We start from the raw sequence: 21,074 nt of genomic DNA on the forward strand, positions 1-21,074 counted from the left end.
CTAAAAGGGCAGCAGCCGTTTCCGTAAATTACCTATATTGTGATACAAGTTTTAGAGCTTCTTCAATCCATCGGCAAGTGCATATCCGACCTTCCAGATGTCTCCTGCGCCCATTGTGAGAACGAGATCACCCGGAGCAAGACGGCCCTGCAAATCGGCCAGCACAGCTTCCTTAGTCGGCAGATGCCTTGCACCGGCATTGCTGTTCTGCACGATCAATTCTACCAGCTTAGCGGAACTAACGCCCTCTATCTGCTTCTCTCCAGCCGGCGAATAGATGTCGGTAATAATGACTTCATCGGCCTCACTAAAGGCACGGCTGAAGGCATCCAGCAGGAAGAAGGTACGTGTGTAGCGCTGTGGCTGGAAAACGGCGATAATCCGCTTGCCGGTTGCCTTGGCTGCACTGATCGTTGCCTGAATCTCCGTTGGATGATGCGCATAATCATCAATGACCAGAATATCATTGACTTCTCCAAGCACCTGGAACCGCCGCTTCGCGCCGTGGAACTTCACAATGGAGGCGGCAATCGCATCGAACGAAATTCCTGCTTTCAGACAAGCGATCACTGCTGCCATGGAATTATAGAGATTGTACTTTCCGGGAATAGACAGTTCAATCCGGCCCAGCACCTCGCTGCCGTAGTTCATTGTATACGACACCTGGCGGTCGCCAAGAACAATATCAGTCGCAGTGTAATCTGCAGCCTTTGAATGAATGCCATAGGTGATGACATTCGTTGTCACTTCCGGCAGAAGGGAGGCGGCTGTCTCATCATCCGCACAGACAATCGCAGTGCCATCCTCACGCATCTGGTTCATGAACTGCACATAGGCTGCCTTCAGCCGTCCAAAATCACCGCCGTAGTTCTCCAGATGATCCGCTTCAATATTCGTAACGATGCCCAGCCAAGGATGGTACTGCAGGAAGGAGCCGTCGCTTTCATCCGCTTCAGCTACAACATACTCCCCTTGTCCTGCTTTCGCATTCGTGCCGACATTCATAATTTCTCCGCCGATAATATAAGTCGGGTCTACCCCGCAGTCCTCCATGATAAGAGCGATCATAGAAGAGGTGGTAGTTTTGCCATGCGCACCGGCAATAGCCACACCCTTGCGCTCATTCAGCAGCCGGGCCAGCATTTGCGAGCGGTGCAGAACCGGAATCTTAAGCCGTTCCGCTTCTACCCATTCTACATTATCACTCGCCAAAGCCGTGGAATACACGACCAGGTCCGCGCCTTTCACCTGCTCCGCCGTATGTCCGATATAGACCTTGGCGCCTTTGGCAATCAATTTCTCGGTCAATTCCTGAGCCGCCACGTCAGAGCCCGTAACCGTATATCCCATTTCCAGCATTACCCGGGCTATCGCGCTCATACCGTAGCCGCCGATCCCTATAAAATGCACACGTTCAGTAGTATCCAACAGTTCGTCACCAGCCTTTTTCAGAATCGGGTTGCCCTAAAAGCGTACTGCGCACATCAGAGATCAAATACAGCGTTCCAGAGACAACCGCAAGGTCCTTCTCCGCTGTGATCGACTGCAGCAGCTGTAGCGCTTGGCCCCAATTATGTTCTACAATGATTTCCAAATTTTCTTTGGCATATTTCTCGCGCAGACGTTCTGCGATGGCCTGCAGGTCTTCCGCGTCCATTTTTTTCCGGAAATCCGGTTCGGTCAGGATGAGCGTATCCACTATAGGCAGTATATGCTTGAAGTATGACTCATGATGCTTATTAGCCAGCATTCCCATGAGCAAATTTAATTTATTGTACTTATAAAACTGCGGCAGACTTCTAGCCAGGCTCTCCGCACCTTCAGGATTATGTGCCCCGTCCAGTACAATTCGCGGAGAAGTGCTCACTTCCTCCAGCCTTCCCGCCCAAAAAGTGCGGCGGAAGCCTTCCGCCACATCGTCATCCTCCAGCATGAACGCCATATATTGGCGCAGAACCTCCAGCACCATCATAGCTCCAGCACTATTACTGAGCTGGTGCTCGCCCTTCATGGCGATTCCAAGCTCAAGCGTACGGAAAGGACCTTTGAAGGTAAAGGTCTGCAAGCCGTCCTCGATCCGGACATTCTCATAGCCGAAATCCTCTCCGGCAAGATAGAGCGTGGATTTGCCGGCCTCAGCTTTGGCCTTCAGAACCGCTATTGCCTCCGGCTGGCTTACGCAGCTTACAGCAGGAACACCGGGCTTGATAATCCCGGCTTTCTCAAAGGCGATCTTCTCAAGCGTATCTCCCAGGACATCGGTATGATCATGGCCGACATTCGTAATTACAGACACAATCGGGGTTACGATATTCGTTACATCCAGCCTTCCCCCAAGACCTGTCTCCCATACGACTACATCGGGATGGCAGACTTCCGCATAATAGAGAATTGCCAGAGCTGTGGAGACCTCGAACATAGTGGGCGATCCAAGCTCACTGTCCGCGATTCTCTCAACCAGCGGATGCAGCCTGTTCGCCAGCTCCGTCAGCTCTGCTTCGGAAATATCCGTACCGTTATACTGAAAACGGTTCGTGAATTTAGTGATGTAGGGAGACGTAAAGGTTCCGACGCTATATCCGCTTTGAATCAACACCTGGGTCAGAAAAGCACAGGTCGAACCCTTGCCGTTCGTTCCCGCCACATGAATGAACTTCAGCCGGCGGTGCGGATGGCCAAGCAGCTCCATAAGCCATTCGATCCGCTCAAGCCCCGGGCGGATGCCAAAAGGAATCAGGCCGTTAATCCAATCCACCGCTTCTGTATAAGAACTTAAGGGAGCGGTTCCGCCGCTCCCGATCAACTCTTCCATGGTCCCTTATCCTTTCAGCTCTGCGATGCGGGCCAGCACTTTCTCACGTTTGGCGGAATAATCCGCCTGCTTCGCCCGTTCCTCTTCGATGACTTTAGCCGGCGCTTTGGCGACGAAGCCCTGATTGCCAAGCTTCTTCTCCACGCGCTCTACTTCGCTGTTCAACGTCTGTACTTCTTTTTCCAGGCGGATAATTTCCTGCTCGATATCAATCAGTCCTGCGAGCGGCAGAAGCAGCTCTGCTCCCGTAACCACAGCGGACATTACCTTGTCCGGTGTTTGCGGATTGAGGTCCGCCTCAAAGGAAGAGGTGTTGCAGAAACGCCCGATATAGTTGTCGTTGCGGGAAATAATGCTGAGCGTCTCTTCGTCGGCGGCTTTGATGATCAGCTCTACCTTCTTGCTCATCGGAACGTTTACTTCGGCACGGATATTGCGGACTGCACGGATTACGTCCATCAGCAGGTTCATTTCCGCCACAGCCCCGGCGTTCTCCAGAGCGGAGTCGTATTTCGGCCATTCCGCCAAGGTGATCGTGTCACCCTCATGCGGCAGATGCTGCCAGATTTCCTCCGTAATGAACGGCATGAACGGATGAATCAGGCGCAGCGTACGGTCCAGCACATAAGCGAGCACCGATTGCGTCTTGGCTTTGGCGGCAGCGTCCGCACCGTAAAGCGACAGCTTCGCGAATTCAATATACCAGTCGCACAGATCATCCCAGATGAAATTGTACAGGAGACGGCCGGTTTCGCCATATTCGTACGCGTCCATTAGACGCGTAATATCGCGAGAAGTTTCGTTCAGGCGGTGAAGAATCCAGCGGTCTGCTGTCGAAAGCTCACCTGTAATGTCAATATCTGCAAAGCTTACACCCTCCAGATTCATCAGCGCAAAGCGTGAAGCATTCCAGATCTTGTTGGCAAAATTGCGCGCCTGCTCTACCTTCTCCATGCGGAAGCGCAAATCCTGACCGGCCGTGATGCCTGTCGAAACCATAAAGCGCATCGCATCCGCGCCGTACTGCTCGATAACATCCAGCGGATCAATCCCGTTGCCCAGAGATTTGGACATCTTGCGTCCTTCGGCATCGCGTACCAAGCCGTGCATAAAGACGTCAGAGAACGGCTTCTTGCCGGTGAATTCAAGCGCACTGAAGATCATCCGGGCTACCCAGAAGTAAATGATGTCATAGCCGGTAACCAGGACATTGTTCGGATAAAAACGCTGGTAGTCGCTGCTGCTCTCATCCGGCCAGCCCATTGTCGCAAACGGCCACAGATTGGAGCTGAACCAGGTATCCAGAACGTCCTCGTCCTGCTTCAAATCATCTAAGCCGCTAATTTGACGGGCTTCCTCTTTACTACCCGCAACAAACACTTCGCCCGTAGATTCGGAGTACCAGGCCGGGATGCGGTGTCCCCACCATAGCTGACGGGAAATACACCAGTCGCGGATATTTTCGATCCAGTTCAAATACGTCCGTTCAAAGCGTTCCGGCACAAAGTTAACGCCAGTGCCATCCTTTTGAGCGGCAATGGCCGCTTCCGCCAGAGGCTGCATCTTGACGAACCACTGGGTGGACAGATAAGGCTCAACAACTGCGCCCGAGCGCTCGCTGTGCCCTACCTGATGCACATGGTCTTCAATAGCAACCAGCACGCCCTGCTCCTGCAGATCCTTAACGATGGCCTTGCGGCATTCACTGCGGTCCTGGCCTTGATAAGGGCCGGCTTCCTCGTTCATCGTCCCGCTCTCATCCATTACATTAATTTGCGGAAGATTGTGGCGAAGACCTACTTCAAAGTCATTCGGATCATGGGCCGGCGTAATCTTAACCGCGCCGCTGCCGAAATCCTTCTCTACATATTCATCGGCAATAATTGGAATTTCGCGACCAATAATCGGAAGAATTAAGGTTTTGCCAACCAGGTCCTTATAGCGCTCATCCTCCGGATGCACCGCTACAGCCGTATCGCCCAGCATCGTTTCGGGACGCGTCGTGGCTACCGTAAGGAAGCCGCTGCCGTCCTTTAGCGGGTAACGCAGATGATACAGATGGCCGTTAACCTCTTTATATTCAACCTCGATATCAGACAGAGCTGTACGTGCGGCCGGGTCCCAGTTGATAATGCGTTTGCCGCGGTAGATCAGGCCTTTTTGGTACAGCTCTACAAAAACCTTGCGTACACCGCTCGACATTCCTTCATCCAGGGTGAACCGTTCGCGTGAATAGTCGAGGGACAAGCCCATCTTCGCCCATTGCTCATGAATGGTTTCCGCATATTGGTCTTTCCAGGCCCATACCTGCTCCAGGAACTTCTCTCGTCCGAGGTCGTGGCGGGAGATGCCCTGCTGGCGGAGCTTCTGCTCCACCTTAGTCTGGGTTGCAATACCAGCATGGTCTGTTCCCGGCAGCCAGAGGGTATCGTAGCCTTGCATCCGCTTGGTGCGGATCAGAATATCCTGCAGCGTGAAGTCAAGCGCATGCCCGATATGCAGCATGCCCGTAACATTCGGCGGGGGAATTACTATGCTGTAGGGTTCTGCTTCAGGACGTTTGCCTGCTTCGAAGAAGCCGTGCTCCATCCAGTAAGCGTACCATTTCTGCTCCGCCGACTTCGGATCATATGTAGTCGGCATATCGTTTTGTTTGCCGTTTGTTGCGCCAGCCTCTGCTGTATCCTGCAGTTCCGGCAGCTCAGGCGTTGTGATGTTGTGATCAGCCATTGTTGGAACCCTCCATTTAAGTAGCATATTATGCACAAAAAGGCCCTTCGTCTCAAAGGACGAAAGGCCATTCTTTCGCGGTACCACCTTTGTTTCGCGCTATACAAAAATAACCCTCAGCCTTTAGCCCCTTACGGTTCTAAAAGCCCAGCGCGACACTCATGCAGATAACGGCTGCATCCGGCCACTTCCTACCCTGATCTTCATATCAGGCTTAGAAGGGCGACTCCGGGGCGACTTCGGGGGCTGCATCCTGCGGAAGTTCACAGCAACAACAAATTCCGCTCTCTGAAGGGCTGACCGCCTACTCTTCCCGTTCCCAGTCTTTCACTTTACTTATTTCCATAATACATTTAGTACTATTCCTAGTCAACCAGCATACGCACAAACTGCGGAACTTATACCATCAAGTAGAAACGGCGTGAAACTTATACTTTCTTATATTTGCACAAAGATCCCGCACCGCTTCCGGCCGGGATCTTCTAATAATTACAGTCAGGGAATGTACAGAACCTGCCCTTCCTCCACGTTCTGCCCGGAGAGGCGATTGTACATCACCAGCTCCCGTGCGCTAAGCTGATACTTCTCCGCGATGGTATCCAGCGTGTCTTCGCGCTGGACAATGCAGAGCCTGACCTTGCGGAACATATCCGCGCCGCCCAGACCGCCGATGAACCGGCTTTTCCATTCCGTGTCATTGCCGGCCTCCGGGGGTGGCGACGCAGACACCGGCTGCTCGGAGCGCTGGACCTCCTGCTCCTTGCGGACCCGGCTGGAGCCAAGCAGGGAGGAGAAGGAGAGATGCTCCTGCGCCGCAGGTTTCTCCTCTTTTTTACTGCCGAGGCCGATCTTCAGATCAGCCTTCTCTTTCTCTTTCTCTTTCTCTTTCTCTTTCTCCTCAGGCATCTGCTGAACCTCAGGTGACACTTGGGGCACGTTCTCGTTCTCCTGAGCGGATTCTGCTGCAGGCTCGTTAGGCAAGGATGCCGCATTGTCCGAAGCTTCGGAAGAGAGTGCAGGCTCTTCTTGATAGACCGCATGAATCTCTGCAGCAGGCGTCTCAGAGCCGCTCTCCACAGTGTCCGCAATGCCTGATACACCCGCGGTGTCGGCATCATCTGAGGCACTGGTTCCCGAATTCAGATTGTGGGTACGCAATTTCGCTTCCTTGTCCTTTTGCTGCTCGGGGGCAAGGTCCGCAGGCTGTGTAGACACCACCACCTCTGGAAGCGGCTGATTCACGGCAGGTTCCACAGTTCCCCAAGGATTGCCATTGCTATTGGCATCCCCAGTCTCATGCGCGGAAATATCCGTCGCTCCTTCGTTATAGGTCCAGAGCGAATTCTCATAGAGCGCATCATTCTCATGCTCACGATCGCCAGCCGGGGCTTCCGGGTCCCGCCCATCTTCCTCGGGGGAATACGCTACGGTGTACTCCTCCTGCTGCCAGGCAGGCTGCGAGTCACCGGTTCCGATTCCATGCAGCGAAAGTACGCCGGTTATGTTGACAGTGCGCATCGTAAGCAGGTCAATATCGAAATTTTCGATCTCCACCCCTATGTCGTCAAGCGAGCTGACCCGTGTCAGCGGAACTGTAATTTCAACGGGAATCGCATGCTCCAGACGCTGTGTCCGGTCATCTTCTCCCCGGTAGAGCCCGGTGAGGAGCAGTTGGCCGTACAGCTCAGCCCTGTCCTCCCGCTGAATCACCTGGATGTCCGGGATCAGTTCAACCTCTTCCAGCTCAGCTATTCCCGGAAGTTCTGCCGGCAGATGAATACGTTCATAAATATCAAACCGCAAACCGTGGGACTGGTCAAACACGGAAAGTGTCCTCCTTCTTGGCATAATCTAACCCTGAGACAAGCCCAGAGTATAAGCCCAAAATGTTACCCCACTCCATGTATATGCTTTAATCAGGAAGGCATGACAACTTTGGGCTGGGCACTTGCGGACAGGATCAACTTTCTTCTCCGGGTGAAACCTTTTTCGGTTATAATCGGTATAACTCCTGAAAGGAAGATCATCGTTATGTCTAGAGCAAGGGTATTTGACCTTTTTCTGTTTTTTGCCTCCCTGGCCATAGCCTTCGGCGCGAACCACGCTGTAGTGCTGGACCATACATATATCCTGGCTTTGATTCTATACTGGGCGTTCTCCAGCTTTTATTATCAGTTGCGCATAGTGACCCGCAGCGGCAGCACCAACATTGATTATGCAATCAGCTATACTTCTTCTTTTGGCATATTCGCCGGCCCTCTTGGCACATTCCTGTTCGAGCTATTTTACCGGTTCACCGTATTTTTTTACAAAAAGAAAACAAAAACCGCAGATCCGGGGGAATTCCTGGATACCTTTTATAATATCGGCTCATTCGCGCTTGGCGGCTCGGCCAGTTATTACCTCTATACGCTGCTCTACCCCTTTGCCGAAAAGATTCCGCTGGGCCTAGGCTACTGGCTGCTCTTTCTGCTGGTGGTCTGTGTAACAACAATTCTATCTTCAGGCTTTATTGTGATTACCTTTGCGCTGTCAGGAGATATCACAACCCGCGGGGAAGCCTACAACATCATGTTCAAGAACAGAAATCTGCTGGACTTCAGCAAAGTGACCCTGACCAATGCTTTGTTGCTGCGGCTGCTGCAAATGGAGAAATGGGAGATGCTGATCGCGCTTTTCCTGCTGAATTATATCGTCAGCCTTTCCTTCTATTCCAAATCACAAAGCGCCCAGCATAAATTTGAACGGGATAAATTCGAGCAGATGGCCTACCAGGATTTTTTGACAGGAACCTTCAACCGGGCACACTTGGACAAAATGATGAAGGAGCTGGGCCAGAGCGGGGAAAACATCGGTGTTGTTGTCGCTGACATTGACCGCTTCAAAAAAATCAACGATAACTACAACCACGCCGTCGGAGACCGGGTGATTATCCACTTTGCCGAAACCTTGAAGGCGCACATGCAAGAGGAGGATATTCTGTTCCGCAGCGGAGGGGAAGAGTTCACGATATTTTTAAGAAACAAGACCTTTGAGCAGTGCCGCACGCAAATCCAGGAAATTCTGGACGATATTCACGAGCACAGCGTTACTGCGGAATTTGAGGAGGAGAACATTACCGTGGTGTATTCGGCTTCTTTTGGACTGTACTATTACAAGGCAGCTCCGGGCCAGAAAACTTCCATGGAAAAAGGCTACGTCTACGCCGACCAATTGCTGCTGGAATCCAAGAAGCTTGGCCGGAACCGTCTCTCCTGGAAAAATGAGCTGGAGCTGCCGGAGTCATAGTGTGCAGCTAGGGTGTCACCAACAGGCTCTACCGGGAATACACTGTCGCAATAACAGCAGAGTCCCCGGCAGGAAGGAGGTTGAAGGCATTGACTAGCGTTGACCCCGTATATCAAAGCTTGAAGGTGATCGAGCAAGAACTGACACCTGAGTTCCAGCATATTGGTGTGGAGCAAAGGGATTTCAATACAGTGCTGAGACATATTCACGAGGCCGGCTATGCCCGCGCAGGCAGGCTCACTCAAGCAGGCCGCGACTACATCAGGGATTATGAAAAGAGGCTCAAGTAAAAATGAGACGTAAGGATACGCCACGGCGTAACTTTACGTCTCCTTTTAAAATTGCACTGCCTCGCAACAAATCCGTTGCGGGGATCTTAATCTTGCGGGCCGCCGCCGAGCAGCTCCCGCAGCCGGAGCATGTCCTCCGGCCAAGGGTCAGCTATCTCGAGCTTCTCCCGGCTCCACGGATGATTGAACACAAGCGACTCGCCGTGCAGGGCCTGGCGGCCCTTGGCTTGCGGACGCTGGCGCTGGCCGGCGTTCACTTCCGTAACGCCGGAGACCCAAGGAGGACCGCCGTACAGCTCATCCCCGTATAGCGGATGACCCATATGACTGAGGTGAACGCGGATCTGGTGCGTGCGTCCTGTTTCAAGCTGCACCTTGACCGTAGTTCCGCCCTGCAGCACCTCACGGCCTATGATCCGCGTCACCGCTGCTTGGCCTCCCGGTGAGACCCGCCGGCGGGCCGCATGATGGCGGTCCCGCCCGATCGGGGCCTCGATCACCTTAAGCGCCGGAGGCAAGGTGCCCTCCACAATCGCGGCGTACAGCCGTGAGACCTCTTTGATGCGCATAGCCTCATCGAGAACAAGCTGCGCGTATTCATTCTTCGCATACAGCACCGGCCCTGTCGTGTCTTTGTCCAGCCGATGGATGTGGCGGACGGCGACGCCTCCCCCGGAAGCGGCATAATGCGCGGCAACGACATGATCCAGCGTGACATCATCACTGCTGCCATCCGGGTGTACCGCCATCCCCGCAGGCTTATGGACAACGAGGCAAAAATCATCCTCGAAAAGCACCCCGGCCTCCTGCCATACCGGCTCAATACCTGCTTCCCGGTAGGGGAACAACAAGAGCCGCAGCCGGTCTCCCCGCCACTGGATGCCGCCCTCACGGCGCAATCGCGCGTGAAGCTTCGCAGGCATCCCAGCTGTGTCCAGCAGCCACCGGTCTACCGCCGCATCCGCATCTGCGGCAGCGGTAACGGCCCGCCCGGGCATGGCCTCCAGCCATTCCCCCCGGCGGTTCCAGGACCCGCCGCCTGCAAAGCCGCCGGAGATATGCCCCTTCTCCGCCGTCACAGCGACTTGAGGGCACGGTAATGGCCCTCAATGGTATCATCAATATCCTGCTCGCTATGCGCGGCAGAGACGAACATTCCCTCAAACTGCGAAGGCGGAACGCTGATCCCCTGATCTACCATTTTGCCGAAATAGCGGCGGAATAGATCCAGATTACTTCCTTTTGCCGTATCATAATTGGTTACCGGCCCTTCGGTAAAGAACGGGCAGACCATCGAGCCAACACGGTTAATTGTCAGTGGAATGCCAATCTCCGCCGCATTGCGCTTAAGCCCATCTTCCAGCCGCGCGCCGAGGGTTTCCAGACGGTCATACACCTCCGGTGTCAGCAGCTTGAGCGTAGTCAAGCCCGCCGCCATCGCCAGCGGATTGCCGCTTAGCGTACCCGCCTGGTAGATCGGGCCTGTTGGAGCGATCTGCTCCATAATCTCCCGTCTGCCGCCATAAGCACCGACTGGAAGACCGCCGCCGATAACCTTGCCGAAGCAGGTCAGATCCGGCTCGATGCCGAATAGCCCCTGTGCACAGCCCCGGTTCACCCGGAAGCCGGTCATCACCTCGTCAAAAATCAGCAGCGCACCATATTCCGTTGTCAACTTGCGAAGTCCCTCCAAGAATCCTGGCAGCGGCGGCACCACGCCCATATTACCGGCAATTGGCTCTACAATCACTGCGGCAAGCTCATGGCCATAACGTTCAAAGGCGACCTTAACTCCCTCAAGATCGTTGTATGGCACAGTAATCGTGTTCACCGCTACACCTTCAGGCACGCCAGGGCTGTCCGGCAATCCGAGCGTAGCCACACCCGATCCGGCTTTGATGAGGAGACTGTCCCCATGACCGTGATAGGAGCCTTCGAACTTGAGGATTTTGCTGCGTCCGGTGTAACCCCGGGCGAGACGGATGGCGCTCATGGTAGCCTCGGTTCCCGAATTGACCATTCGCACGATATCAACCGAATGTACGCGCTCTACTACAGTTTTTGCCATTTCTGTCTCCAGAAGTGTCGGTGCGCCGAAGCTTGTCCCTTTGGCCGCCGTCTCCTGCAGCGCCTTCACCACCTCAGGATGGGCATGGCCCATAATGAGCGGCCCCCATGAGCAGACGTAGTCGATAAAGCTGTTGCCGTCGATATCGTAAATGCGCGAGCCCGCGCCATGGTCCACATAAATCGGTGTCAATCCAACAGATTTGAACGCCCGGACCGGGCTGTTCACCCCACCGGGGATATACTGCTTAGCTTCTTCAAAAGCTGTGCGGGAAGCCTCTTCCCGCCGCGCTAAAGGCATATTCTCCATGATTTCCACTCCTGTCCTGTTCATATTGTTGGCTAATCGCCGGGGTACTTAGCCGCGCAGCCAGCGGGCCGCATCTTTGGCGAAGTAAGTAATAATAATATCCGCTCCGGCGCGTTTCATCCCGGTCAGCATTTCCAGCACCACGGCCTGCTCATCAATCCAGCCCTGCAGTGCAGCCGCTTTGACCATAGAGTATTCTCCACTCACATTATAAGCGACCAGCGGCAGATCGAATTGGTCACGGATGGTGCGGATCACATCCAGATAAGCCAGGGCAGGTTTTACCATCAGCATATCCGCGCCTTCCAGCACATCGGAATCCGCTTCGCGGATCGCCTCGCGCAGATTGGCTGGGTCCATTTGATAGGTTTTGCGGTTGCCGAACTGCGGTGCGGAATCGGCAGCTTCACGGAAAGGACCGTAGAAGGCTGAAGCATATTTTACTGAATAAGACATAATCGGCACATGCTCGAACCCGTTCTCGTCGAGTCCGGCACGGATCGCCTGCACGAAGCCATCCATCATATTGGAAGGGGCGATAATATCCGCACCTGCCCGGGCCTGGGATACCGCCGTACGGGTCAGCAGCTCCAGCGAAGCATCGTTGATCACATCGCCGTGAACCACACCGTTCACCGTATGGGTATGAACCATGCCGCAATGCCCGTGGTCCGTGAATTCGCACAGACAGGTATCCGCCACCACCAGCAGCTCTGGGTACCACTCTTTAATCAGCCGCGTAGCCTCTTGAACGATGCCATCCTCCGCAAACGCAGAAGAGCCTACAGCATCCTTCGTTTCGGGAATCCCGAACAACAGCACAGCCGGAATGCCCAGCGCTGCAATCTCGTCAACCTCTTCCTTCAGCGTATCCAGTGAAAAATGGTACACCCCCGGCATCGAGCCGATCTCATTTTTGATACCCGTTCCATGCGTTACAAAAATCGGCTGGATGAAATCCAGCGTATTCAGTACCGTCTCCCGCACCATCCCGCGGATGCCGGCTGTCCCGCGCAAACGGCGGTGACGTGTGATTGGAAAACCCATTTTTTCATCCTCCTGTATATGTAGATATCTAAACCCCTGCATCCTAAATTGCCAGGAATCATGATTTCGTAAGCGATTGCCTGTTTGCCAGGTAATTGAAGTGGAATTTCTCCACTCCCTTCCGCAGAGTGACCTCACCCAAGGATGGTCAACGGGGAAAAATCCACTTATTTCCTATCAAACTCACTGAATGGTTGAAAATGGAGAGAATTAAGTCTACTTTTTCCATCTATTCACCAATAAGTCGGTAAAATCCATTATTTAGGTTTCCTTTTTCCACTTCATGCAGATTTCATCCCTAATCTATCTTAGCCTAGTTGTCTCGTTCCAGCGGCAGAGCTCCTGCACCAAAGCTTCCATCGTCGCTTCCTCAGGGAGCAATCCCGGCGTAAGCCCGGCCTCTACGGCGGTTCTCTCCGTTACAGGTCCAATGCAGGCTATCTTGATGTCTGCAAGCAGCGGAAGCGGGTCTTCCAGCCCCATCCGCTTCAGGATGCTGATGAAATTGCGCACGGTTGAAGAGCTGGTGAAGGTAATCGCATGAATCCGCTTCTCTTCCAGCAGCTTAAGCAGCTCAAGATCATCCTCCCCGGTCACCACTGTCTCGTAGGTGTCCACTTCGGTCACCTGCAGGCCAAGCTCACGCAGCTTGTCCGGCAGCCATTCCCGCGCCAGATCGCCGCGCGGAAGCAGCACCTTCTGCCCCGGCTGAAGCCTTGAGCCGAAGGCTTCGAGCAGCCCCTCTGCCTGGAAGCGTCCAGGCAGCTCCTCGGCCATCAGCCCGTGCTGCGCCAGCGCAGCGGCTGTGGCCGGACCCACCGCGCCGATAGCCGCGCGGTGCAGCCCCCGAACGTCCACCTTCAGCTCCGCCAGGTGGCGCCAAAAAAACTCCACGCCGTTCGAGCTAGTGAAGAATACGTAATCGTATTCTTCCAGCGCCGCCAGCGCGGCGGCAATGCTTGCTTTCTTCTCCTCGCCTTCGGGCAGGATCGTCTCAATTACAGGGAACTCGTAAGGCTCGCCGCCGAGCTCCTCAATCCGGTCCACCAGCTCACTGGACTGGCTGCGGGCGCGTGTAACCACAATACGCTTGCCGAACAGCGGCAGCGCCTCTACCCACATGAGCTGCTCGCGCTGCAGCACCACCTCGCCGACGACAATCACCGCCGGCGGCTGAAAATCCGCCGCCTTCACCTTCGCCTCAATGTCGGCAAGCGTGCCTGTCAACGTCTGCTGATCCGCCCGCGTGCCCCAGCGCACCAGCGCCACCGGTGTCTCCGGCGGCCGCCCGTGCTTGATCAACTGGGCGCTGATATACCCGATTTTGGCAACACCCATGAGGAAAACCAGCGTTCCCGTAGCATTCGTCACCTTATCCCAATGAATGGAATGATCCAGCTTATCCGGGCTCTCATGCCCCGTAATAATGGACAGGGAGGAGGCCAGGTCCCGGTGGGTTACCGGAATACCGGCATACGCCGGGACACTGATCGCCGAGGTAATCCCCGGCACAATCTCATAGTAAATGCCATGCCTGCGAAGCAGCTCTGCCTCTTCACCCACACGGCCAAAAATCGTCGGGTCTCCGCCCTTCAGCCGCACCACCGTCTTGCCCTCCAGCGCCAAATCGACAAGCAACTGGTTAATGTCCTCCTGCTTCATCGTGTGGCGGTCAGGCAGCTTGCCCACGTATATTTTTTGCCCGCCGGGCTTCATCCATTGAAGCAGTCTTGGACTAGCCAGCCGATCGTACACCAGCACATCCGCCTTCTGAATGCACTCCCGGCCTTTGATCGTAATCAGCTTCGCATCCCCAGGACCCGCACCAACCAAATAGACCTTCCCTGCCATTTCCATCATCCCCTTGTGTCCGCCAAAATCTGTTCCGCTCCCCTGGCGATAAGCTTTCTCGCAACCTCTTCACCAAGCCGTACCGGATCTTCTCCAGTGCAAGTCTCCTTCAAAATCAATGATCCGTCCGGCGTTCCCACCATTCCTGTCAAGGTGATCAGCGGAGCGGATGCTCCAACTTCAGCTCCCAGCACTGCATAAGCGCCAATAGGCACCTGGCAGCCGCCATTCAGCGCCCCCAGAAAAGTCCGCTCCGCCGCCACCGTCAGCGCCGTCTGCTCATCATTGTACAACGCCAGCAGCTCCCGCAGCCCGGCGTCTTCCGTCCGGCACTCGATTCCGAGTGCGCCTTGACCCACAGCGGGCAGACAGACCTCCGGCGGCAAAAAAGCCGTTATCCGGTCCTGCCAGCCCATCCGCGTCAGACCCGCCGCAGCCAGCAGGATTGCGTCATATTCACCGCTCTCCAGCTTCCGCAGCCGCGAGTCGATATTGCCGCGCACCGGCTCAATTTTCAGATCGGGCCGCAATGCGGCAAGCTGGCTGGAGCGGCGCAGGCTGCTTGTGCCCACGCGTGCGCCTTGAGGCAAATCAGCCAGCGCCAGGCCGCCGTTCGAGATCAGGCAGTCGCGCGGATCAACACGCTGCGGCACCGCGCCGTTCATTAGACCTTCGGGCAATTCAGAAGGCATATCCTTCATACTATGTACAGCCATGTCAATCTCTTTAGCGAGCAACGCCTGCTCGATTTCCTTCACAAACAGCCCCTTGCCGCCTACCTTGGACAAAGTAACATCGAGAATGCGGTCCCCTTTGGTGACGATTTTATGCACCTCAAAGGTAAATCCAAAGCCATGCTCCCCGCTCAGCCGCTCCAGATCCGCAATCACCTGCCCCGTCTGCGTGAGCGCCAAGGCACTTTGTCTGCTGCCTACAATAATCTTCCGCATACTCCACCCCTCCTGGTAACCTGCCTCTGCCATTATTCCGCATACACCGGCCGATTCCGGCACAATTAACGGCATTTCTGCCATTATTCCGCACACGCTGGCCGATTCCGGCACAATTAACGGCATTTCTGCCGTTATTCCGCACACGCTGGCCAGTTCTGGCTCCATTAACGGCATTTCTACCGTTATTACGTACGCGCTGGCCGGTTTCGACTTCAACAACGGCGTTTCTGCCGTTATTACCCACCTGGTAGCCGTTTCTGGCTCCATTAACGGCATTTCTGCCGTTATTCTGCACCCGCTTGCCAGTTCTGGCTCCATTAACAGCATTTCTGCCGATATTCCGTACGCGCTGGCCAGTTCTGGCTCCAACAACGGCATTTCTGCCGTTATTCTGCACCAGTCCCCATTACTCCAGTACCGTTTTCTCCAGATCTCCGGCTCTACTCTTGATCTCTCATCAATTATTAGCCGTCCTCGTAGTTATCGGCCTTTATCTTGATTTCTTCCGATTACCAGCTTTCCTTCTGACCATCGGCTCTTCTCTGACTCACCAAGTTAGCAACTTTCCGCTTATTTCCCAGATTGCCAGCCTGCCTCCGGTCTTCCCGCCAAGCTGCCAGCAGAGCAGTACGCTAACCCTCCCGGTTGCTGGCAATCCAGTCGGCAATCTTCTCCGCGCTCCACTCTATAAAGGTGCCCTGTCTCATCTCATTCAACACGTCGAGATTTCCCAGCCTCCGCAGAAGCCGTCCGCGCGCCTCTGGAGACTGCTCCCTACGCTTAATCTCGGTCCGCAGATCATGCAAAAAATCCAAATACGGCTCATATTCTTCGCCGAACACCTCGGCCAGCTGCTCAGTAATCTTCGCAGCAGCTGACGGTCCTGCGCCGGAGGTCGACACGGCGACCGTCAGCCGCCCCCGGCGGAGCACGCCGGGGGTAATGAAGCTGCCAGCCTCTGCCCGGCTGGCTACATTCACCGGAAGGCCCAGGCTTCGCGCTTCCCGGGCCACCGCTTCATTAACCGCCGCCTCATTAGTGGCGGCGTATACCAGGAACGCCCCCGTCATGTCTCCGGGGGTATAGCGGCGGCTGATCCAGCTCAGCCGCCCCGCCTCAGCCAGTGCGGCTAACGTCCCGGTCAGCGTAGGGCTGACCAGAACTACTGCCGCTCCGGCCTCCAAAAGCACGCCCACCTTGCGCTCCGCCACCGCGCCGCCGCCGATGACCACCACACGCTGGTCTTTCAGATCCAGCATGACGGGGAAATACTTCACCATGAAGCCCCACTCCCACTCCAGCTATAGTAACGCCTCCACCGATCTGGACCGCAAGAACCCGAGCGCATCTACTCAAGCTCTCTGCACCTGCTCCAGCCGGAATCACTGTCATCCCAAGCTCTCTGCACCCGCTCCAGCCGGAATCACTGTCATCCCAAGCTCCCTGCACCCACTCCAGCCGAAAACACCGTCATCTCAGTCTCTTTGCACCCGCTTAACCGAAAGCACCGTCATCTCAGTCTCTTTGCACCTGTCGTCATTCTAATCTCAATTTTACTACTGCAAAGCCCGAAGTGAACCCTTTCAAGTATCACTCTTTCTTATACCTTACTTCATCCCGATTCCAGCGACCAGGCAGCCAGCCCAACAACTTCTCACTCCATCTCATACACCTGCGAACTTGCCCCTATAGTCAGTCAGCCGCTCTTTTCCAGAAACATTCTACTCTCATAACTATTCAAGTCTCCACACCTTCACGCCTCATTCATCACTCCCGCCCTTCACCCGCCCCAGCCATGAAACTCGGACCAGGAATTCAGCAGGAAGTTCAGGATAATAAATCCGTAGCCGGCAATGGCCCAGCGGGCCATAGAAGTCCCGCTGCGGCGGGCGGAGCGCTTGAGGAAGAGTTAGTGATGTACACGGCAAGCCCAATAAGCGTCGTCAGCACCTTCGAATCCTTGAACAGCGGAGTCCGGCCCTCGGCGACAATTGACATGCCGGCCAGTACAAGTGAAGCCAGCAGCAGAGGGACACCTGCCAGGATGGCTGTATGCGAATATTTGTCCATCGTCTCCAGGCTGGGCAGGCGGCGGATACGGTCATCCCATTTTTTATGCTTCAGCCGCGTATGCAGGAACAGATACATTATGGCAAATACCGTCCCCAGTGTCAGTGCGCCAAAGCTCAAATTGGCCAAAATAATATGCAGCGCCAGCCAGCCGTGCACCGCACTCCAGCTCTGAAGTGTATGATCCACAGCGGTCAGCCAGACCCGGTTCAGCAGAAAAACACTGAAGCCCGCCATGCTCAGCAGCAGAATTGTAAATTCTCCGCCGCGCGTGTACGCCACCGCAAGCGAGGTCAGCACAATAATGAAAGAAAACCAGAAGAGGAAGTCGTAAGTCGTAAAAATCGGCAAGCCCTTCTCCTGGGTGAACCGGATCGCCAGACCTGCGGCCTGCAAAATCCCCACAACAACAAGAAGCCCTGTGCCCAGCCGCTTTCCACCCGGATTACGCCGAAGGCAATCCGAGAAAACAAACAGCAGGCTCAGGGCATATAGCAGCAGAGCGGCGTCATATATTCCGTTCAGCAGTTGCATCTTGTTCACCCGCCCAGCAGGCCTGCCGGAGCGAGCACTGTCTTTGGCAGCGTGAACTCGCTGGCGGAGGAGCGTTCAGCTTCCTCCCGCTGCGGCTGCGCAGGGCTGTCGCCGTCCGGTTCGCCAAGCTGCTCCTGAAGCGCAAATATTAGCGTGAAGTACTCCAGCGCTTCATTGCCCTTCTTGCCGCCGGACAGCTCTTTGATCACATTGATCGGATCATGCATCATCTGATTCACAATGCTCTTCGTAAGCCGGCGGATCACCTTGCGCTGGTGCTCGTCCAGCTCCGGCAGCTTATTGAAGAGGCTGTCTATCGTATCTTCATAAATTCCGTTCGATTTATCCTGAAGGGCGCGGATCACCGGTCTGACACCAAGCGTCTTCAGCCACATCTGGAACTCCTCCAGTTCCTCTTCGATCATTATTTCAATCTTGGCCGCTTCAGTACGGCGCATTTCCAGATTGGTCTCCACAATGCCTTCCAGATCGTCAATATCGTACAGGAAGACATCTGGAACATTTGCCGCCGCCGGATCAATGTCGCGCGGAACGGCGATGTCAATCATGAACAGCGGCCGCGAAGGACGGCGCTTCATGCCTTCGGCCACCTGATCCGCCGTCAGCACATAACCCTCTGCTCCCGTTGAGCTGATCACAATATCAACCTCATCCAGATGCTTCAGCGCTTCTTCAATCGTGCTTGGCTTGCCCGAGAATTTCTCAGCGAGCTGGACAGCCCGCTCCAGCGTGCGGTTGGCAACAATAACCTCTGCCGCTCCGCTGCTATACAGATGCTTCACCGTCAGCTCGCTCATTTTGCCGGCGCCGAGGATCAGCACTTTTTTACCGGTGAACATGCCAAATATCCGTTTCCCCAGCTCCACAGCCGCATAGCTGACCGAAACTGCGCTCTCGCCAATCGAAGTCTCGCTGTGCGCACGTTTGCCTAGCGTTACTGCCTGCTTGAACAGCCGGTTGAACCAGGTTCCCGTTACGCCTTCAGCTTGGGCAGTCAAAAAAGCATTGCGCACCTGTCCCAGAATCTGCGTCTCGCCGATCACCATCGAATCCAGGCCGCAGGTCACGCGGAACAGGTGGGCAATCGCCTGCTCATCTTCATATATATACATATGCTGTGTAAATACATCGCTTTTCACACCGAACCATTGCTCCATATAGCTGCGGATGAAATAACCGCACATATGAAGACGGTCCACAACTACATAAATTTCCGTCCGGTTGCAGGTGGCGACAATGACCCCTTCCAGAACGCTTTTGGTCTCCATCAATAGATGGAGCGCTGCAGGCAGATCCTGTTCCGCAAAAGCGAACTGTTCCCTGACCTCTATAGGCGCTGTACGGTAATTCAGGCCAACGACGACAATATGCATCGTGTGTTCACCATCCTAATCTCTATTCATTGGTGCAGGCACTGTTGCCGCTCATTCGTTCATTATTCATGTTACTTTCACAAGTTCCTCAATCGCTGTGTTAAGTATATCACATCAAATTGCGGCTTTTTACAAAACCTTTGAACTATTTATGAAATCCAGATAATAATTATTATAAACAAGAAGAAACGGCTCTGTCGTCCTCTGAATGAGTCGGCGTCCGTTTCTCCAACAAGATATATAAGTTAAACTATAGATTTTTATTTGGGGCCTGGTCGTAACTACGGGGAATGTTTGGACTTCCGGCCGCTGCCCACCTGCAGATTTCTCGATTTAAACCGCTCTTCGCGGTGGAAATCCGCAGACAGCCTAATCATCCGGCCAGCTTTCCTACGGAAAGCTCTCAGGCGGTCGCTACCGCTCCGTAAGTATCCAAACTTCCCCTCCGTCACCTCTGCCCTTTTTGTATTTTCTTTAGTTCAACTTATATAGCACCATGGTTAGCATCGGTTATTCTACGGAATTTTATTACTATCCATGCTCACGTTCACTCATTCTTATCCAAATGAAGCACGACACATGTCTTGTCGTCAGAGACCTTCAGCCGCGGCACCGCCACCAGCAGCTGATCCTCTTGTTCCTTATTATATAAAGCCCGGGCGTAGCCCTCCGCCCCTAGGCGGTCCAGACCGCCCACCAGCTCATTCCAGTCCGTTCCTTCGGTGTACAGGCCGTCGCTCACCATGTACAGGCTTTCCAGATTCGCCCGGTTGAACGTCCCTTTCTCCAGGAACAGCGGGAAATCAGGACTGCCGTTCAGCACCCCGTAGCCTGCGAGCGTGTTGGCTTTGGTACGGTTGTCCAGCAGCAGCGGAGTGAGCCTTGTACGCAATTCAATCGGGTCACTCACCCCTTCGGCACGCAGCTCCGCCATTGCGCCAAGCGTCTTCTGATCTATATGTGCGAGCTGGGAATGTGTAAGCACCCTGACCGTCCCATCCTTGTACTTGGCAAGCAGCATACAATCCCCGGCCTGTACATAATCAACACTGTATGCATGGACCTGAACCGCTACAAAAGCCGCCGACCACAAACTGGAGGAATCGCTGATGCCGATGCCCTCCGCCGCCATTTTCTCACGCAATGCCCGGTTCGCCTCGGCTGCAATCTGCTCAAGCGCCTGCTGCTGGTCCATATTCATAAAATGTGTGGCTGCAAGCTGCGAGGCGATATAGCCCCCTGTCCACCCGTCCTGATTCCGGTAAGGCGAAAACGAGGTCGCTCCGTCCACAACGCCATACACAGACGCTGCCTCATTGATGACCAGCGCATCCTCATTCCACTCTCCATGTCCCTTAAGCGAATAAGCATCCATTCTCCATTGCGAAATATCCGGCATCTCTTTTGCACTCCCCAGTCCGCAGTTGTTGTCATTAAATCTAACATAAAAATCAAGGATTGACACACATTATTGCGAATGATAGCATATAACAAATGATTGAAGTCACTATTCCTGACACGAAATTCAAACAGCAACGACTGTGACGTGTTTTGCACAGGACTGTATCCATTTCGGCATGAAATAGAAGGTTCCCTATGTCATTTTAACATGTAAACAGCATCTAATCTCATACCTCTTGTATAAGCTCATTAATTTGGTTTGAGCGTTTCTACAGGCAACCGTAAATTGCCCCAGGCTACAAGAGGCACCGCAAGGCTTAAGGATAT

General features: G+C 54.4%; 14 protein-coding genes, 1 pseudogene, 1 riboswitch and 1 other annotated feature. Of the genes and pseudogenes, 2 read left to right on the forward strand and 13 right to left on the reverse strand.

The genetic code is table 11. The features are described 5' to 3' along the window. Positions 1-51: 51 nt before the first annotated feature. The 4 genes from murC to ACX1DY_RS24885 all read right to left on the reverse strand — a co-directional run bounded on the left by murC (position 52) and on the right by ACX1DY_RS24885 (position 7,366). Positions 52-1,428 (reverse strand): UDP-N-acetylmuramate--L-alanine ligase, encoded by a 1,377-nt coding sequence (gene murC, locus ACX1DY_RS24870; RefSeq protein WP_458966885.1) that lies wholly within the window; start codon positions 1,426-1,428, stop codon positions 52-54. Positions 1,429-1,435: 7 nt separating this feature from the next. After that, positions 1,436-2,812 carry a bifunctional folylpolyglutamate synthase/dihydrofolate synthase gene (locus tag ACX1DY_RS24875; RefSeq protein ID WP_458966886.1) on the reverse strand — a complete coding sequence of 459 codons (1,377 nt, stop codon included), beginning with the start codon at positions 2,810-2,812 and terminating at the stop codon, positions 1,436-1,438. A gap of 6 nt (positions 2,813-2,818) precedes the next feature. Further along, positions 2,819-5,455, reverse strand: coding sequence for a valine--tRNA ligase (locus ACX1DY_RS24880; RefSeq protein WP_458966967.1), 2,637 nt, complete (start codon positions 5,453-5,455; stop codon positions 2,819-2,821). Between the two features lie 139 nt (positions 5,456-5,594). Further along, positions 5,595-5,872: a binding site (T-box leader), on the reverse strand. A gap of 165 nt (positions 5,873-6,037) precedes the next feature. Next, on the reverse strand, positions 6,038-7,366 hold the full coding sequence (locus ACX1DY_RS24885) for a LysM peptidoglycan-binding domain-containing protein (RefSeq protein ID WP_458966887.1): 1,329 nt from the start codon (positions 7,364-7,366) through the stop codon (positions 6,038-6,040). A gap of 207 nt (positions 7,367-7,573) precedes the next feature. Between ACX1DY_RS24885 and ACX1DY_RS24890 the strand changes: the two genes are divergently transcribed. Together ACX1DY_RS24890 and ACX1DY_RS24895 are read left to right on the forward strand one after the other, a co-directional pair. Next, positions 7,574-8,830 (forward strand): GGDEF domain-containing protein, encoded by a 1,257-nt coding sequence (locus ACX1DY_RS24890; RefSeq protein WP_458966888.1) that lies wholly within the window; start codon positions 7,574-7,576, stop codon positions 8,828-8,830. 89 nt (positions 8,831-8,919) lie between these two features. Further along, complete coding sequence (locus tag ACX1DY_RS24895) at positions 8,920-9,120, forward strand: hypothetical protein (protein ID WP_458966889.1); 201 nt, start codon at positions 8,920-8,922, stop codon at positions 9,118-9,120. A gap of 86 nt (positions 9,121-9,206) precedes the next feature. Here the strand turns inward: ACX1DY_RS24895 and ACX1DY_RS24900 are convergent, their stop codons facing one another. The 9 genes and pseudogenes from ACX1DY_RS24900 to ACX1DY_RS24940 all read right to left on the reverse strand — a co-directional run bounded on the left by ACX1DY_RS24900 (position 9,207) and on the right by ACX1DY_RS24940 (position 20,745). Continuing rightward, on the reverse strand, positions 9,207-10,118 hold the full coding sequence (locus tag ACX1DY_RS24900; protein ID WP_458966968.1) for an RluA family pseudouridine synthase: 912 nt from the start codon (positions 10,116-10,118) through the stop codon (positions 9,207-9,209). Between the two features lie 77 nt (positions 10,119-10,195). Further along, positions 10,196-11,497 carry a glutamate-1-semialdehyde 2,1-aminomutase gene (gene hemL, locus ACX1DY_RS24905; RefSeq protein WP_458966890.1) on the reverse strand — a complete coding sequence of 434 codons (1,302 nt, stop codon included), beginning with the start codon at positions 11,495-11,497 and terminating at the stop codon, positions 10,196-10,198. A 48-nt stretch (positions 11,498-11,545) separates the two neighbouring features. Next, positions 11,546-12,544 (reverse strand): porphobilinogen synthase, encoded by a 999-nt coding sequence (hemB, locus tag ACX1DY_RS24910; RefSeq protein WP_458966891.1) that lies wholly within the window; start codon positions 12,542-12,544, stop codon positions 11,546-11,548. A 303-nt stretch (positions 12,545-12,847) separates the two neighbouring features. Further along, positions 12,848-14,395 (reverse strand): uroporphyrinogen-III C-methyltransferase, encoded by a 1,548-nt coding sequence (gene cobA / locus ACX1DY_RS24915; RefSeq protein ID WP_458966892.1) that lies wholly within the window; start codon positions 14,393-14,395, stop codon positions 12,848-12,850. Between the two features lie 5 nt (positions 14,396-14,400). Then, positions 14,401-15,345: a hydroxymethylbilane synthase gene (gene hemC, locus ACX1DY_RS24920; RefSeq protein WP_458966969.1), complete on the reverse strand. Its 945-nt coding sequence runs from the start codon at positions 15,343-15,345 to the stop codon at positions 14,401-14,403. A gap of 635 nt (positions 15,346-15,980) precedes the next feature. After that, a complete protein-coding gene (locus tag ACX1DY_RS24925; RefSeq protein ID WP_458966893.1) occupies positions 15,981-16,628 on the reverse strand; it encodes a precorrin-2 dehydrogenase/sirohydrochlorin ferrochelatase family protein in 648 nt (215 codons plus the stop codon). 500 nt (positions 16,629-17,128) lie between these two features. After that, positions 17,129-17,952 (reverse strand): annotated as a pseudogene (ccsA, locus tag ACX1DY_RS24930) (cytochrome c biogenesis protein CcsA). Between the two features lie 5 nt (positions 17,953-17,957). Beyond that, positions 17,958-19,346 carry a glutamyl-tRNA reductase gene (gene hemA, locus ACX1DY_RS24935; protein ID WP_458966894.1) on the reverse strand — a complete coding sequence of 463 codons (1,389 nt, stop codon included), beginning with the start codon at positions 19,344-19,346 and terminating at the stop codon, positions 17,958-17,960. Between the two features lie 547 nt (positions 19,347-19,893). Beyond that, complete coding sequence (locus tag ACX1DY_RS24940; protein ID WP_458966895.1) at positions 19,894-20,745, reverse strand: protein phosphatase 2C domain-containing protein; 852 nt, start codon at positions 20,743-20,745, stop codon at positions 19,894-19,896. 218 nt (positions 20,746-20,963) lie between these two features. Then, a riboswitch (purine riboswitch) is annotated at positions 20,964-21,066 on the forward strand. Positions 21,067-21,074: the final 8 nt, after the last annotated feature.

The organism is Paenibacillus sp. BAC0078, from assembly GCF_054483875.1.

What these genes read in the sequence shown, in the direction of transcription:
- ACX1DY_RS24875 (WP_458966886.1), bottom strand. Translation starts at nt 2,812, where the DNA reads ATGGAAGAGTTGATCGGGAGCGGCGGAACCGCTCCCTTAAGTTCTTAT.
- ACX1DY_RS24880 (WP_458966967.1), bottom strand. Translation starts at nt 5,455, where the DNA reads ATGCCGACTACATATGATCCGAAGTCGGCGGAGCAGAAATGGTACGCT.
- ACX1DY_RS24890 (WP_458966888.1), top strand. Translation starts at nt 7,574, where the DNA reads ATGTCTAGAGCAAGGGTATTTGACCTTTTTCTGTTTTTTGCCTCCCTG.
- ACX1DY_RS24900 (WP_458966968.1), bottom strand. Translation starts at nt 10,118, where the DNA reads ATGCCCGGGCGGGCCGTTACCGCTGCCGCAGATGCGGATGCGGCGGTA.
- hemL (WP_458966890.1), bottom strand. Translation starts at nt 11,497, where the DNA reads ATGGAGAATATGCCTTTAGCGCGGCGGGAAGAGGCTTCCCGCACAGCT.
- hemB (WP_458966891.1), bottom strand. Translation starts at nt 12,544, where the DNA reads ATGGGTTTTCCAATCACACGTCACCGCCGTTTGCGCGGGACAGCCGGC.
- cobA (WP_458966892.1), bottom strand. Translation starts at nt 14,395, where the DNA reads ATGGCAGGGAAGGTCTATTTGGTTGGTGCGGGTCCTGGGGATGCGAAG.
- hemC (WP_458966969.1), bottom strand. Translation starts at nt 15,345, where the DNA reads ATGCGGAAGATTATTGTAGGCAGCAGACAAAGTGCCTTGGCGCTCACG.
- ACX1DY_RS24925 (WP_458966893.1), bottom strand. Translation starts at nt 16,628, where the DNA reads ATGGTGAAGTATTTCCCCGTCATGCTGGATCTGAAAGACCAGCGTGTG.
- hemA (WP_458966894.1), bottom strand. Translation starts at nt 19,346, where the DNA reads ATGCATATTGTCGTCGTTGGCCTGAATTACCGTACAGCGCCTATAGAG.
- ACX1DY_RS24940 (WP_458966895.1), bottom strand. Translation starts at nt 20,745, where the DNA reads ATGCCGGATATTTCGCAATGGAGAATGGATGCTTATTCGCTTAAGGGA.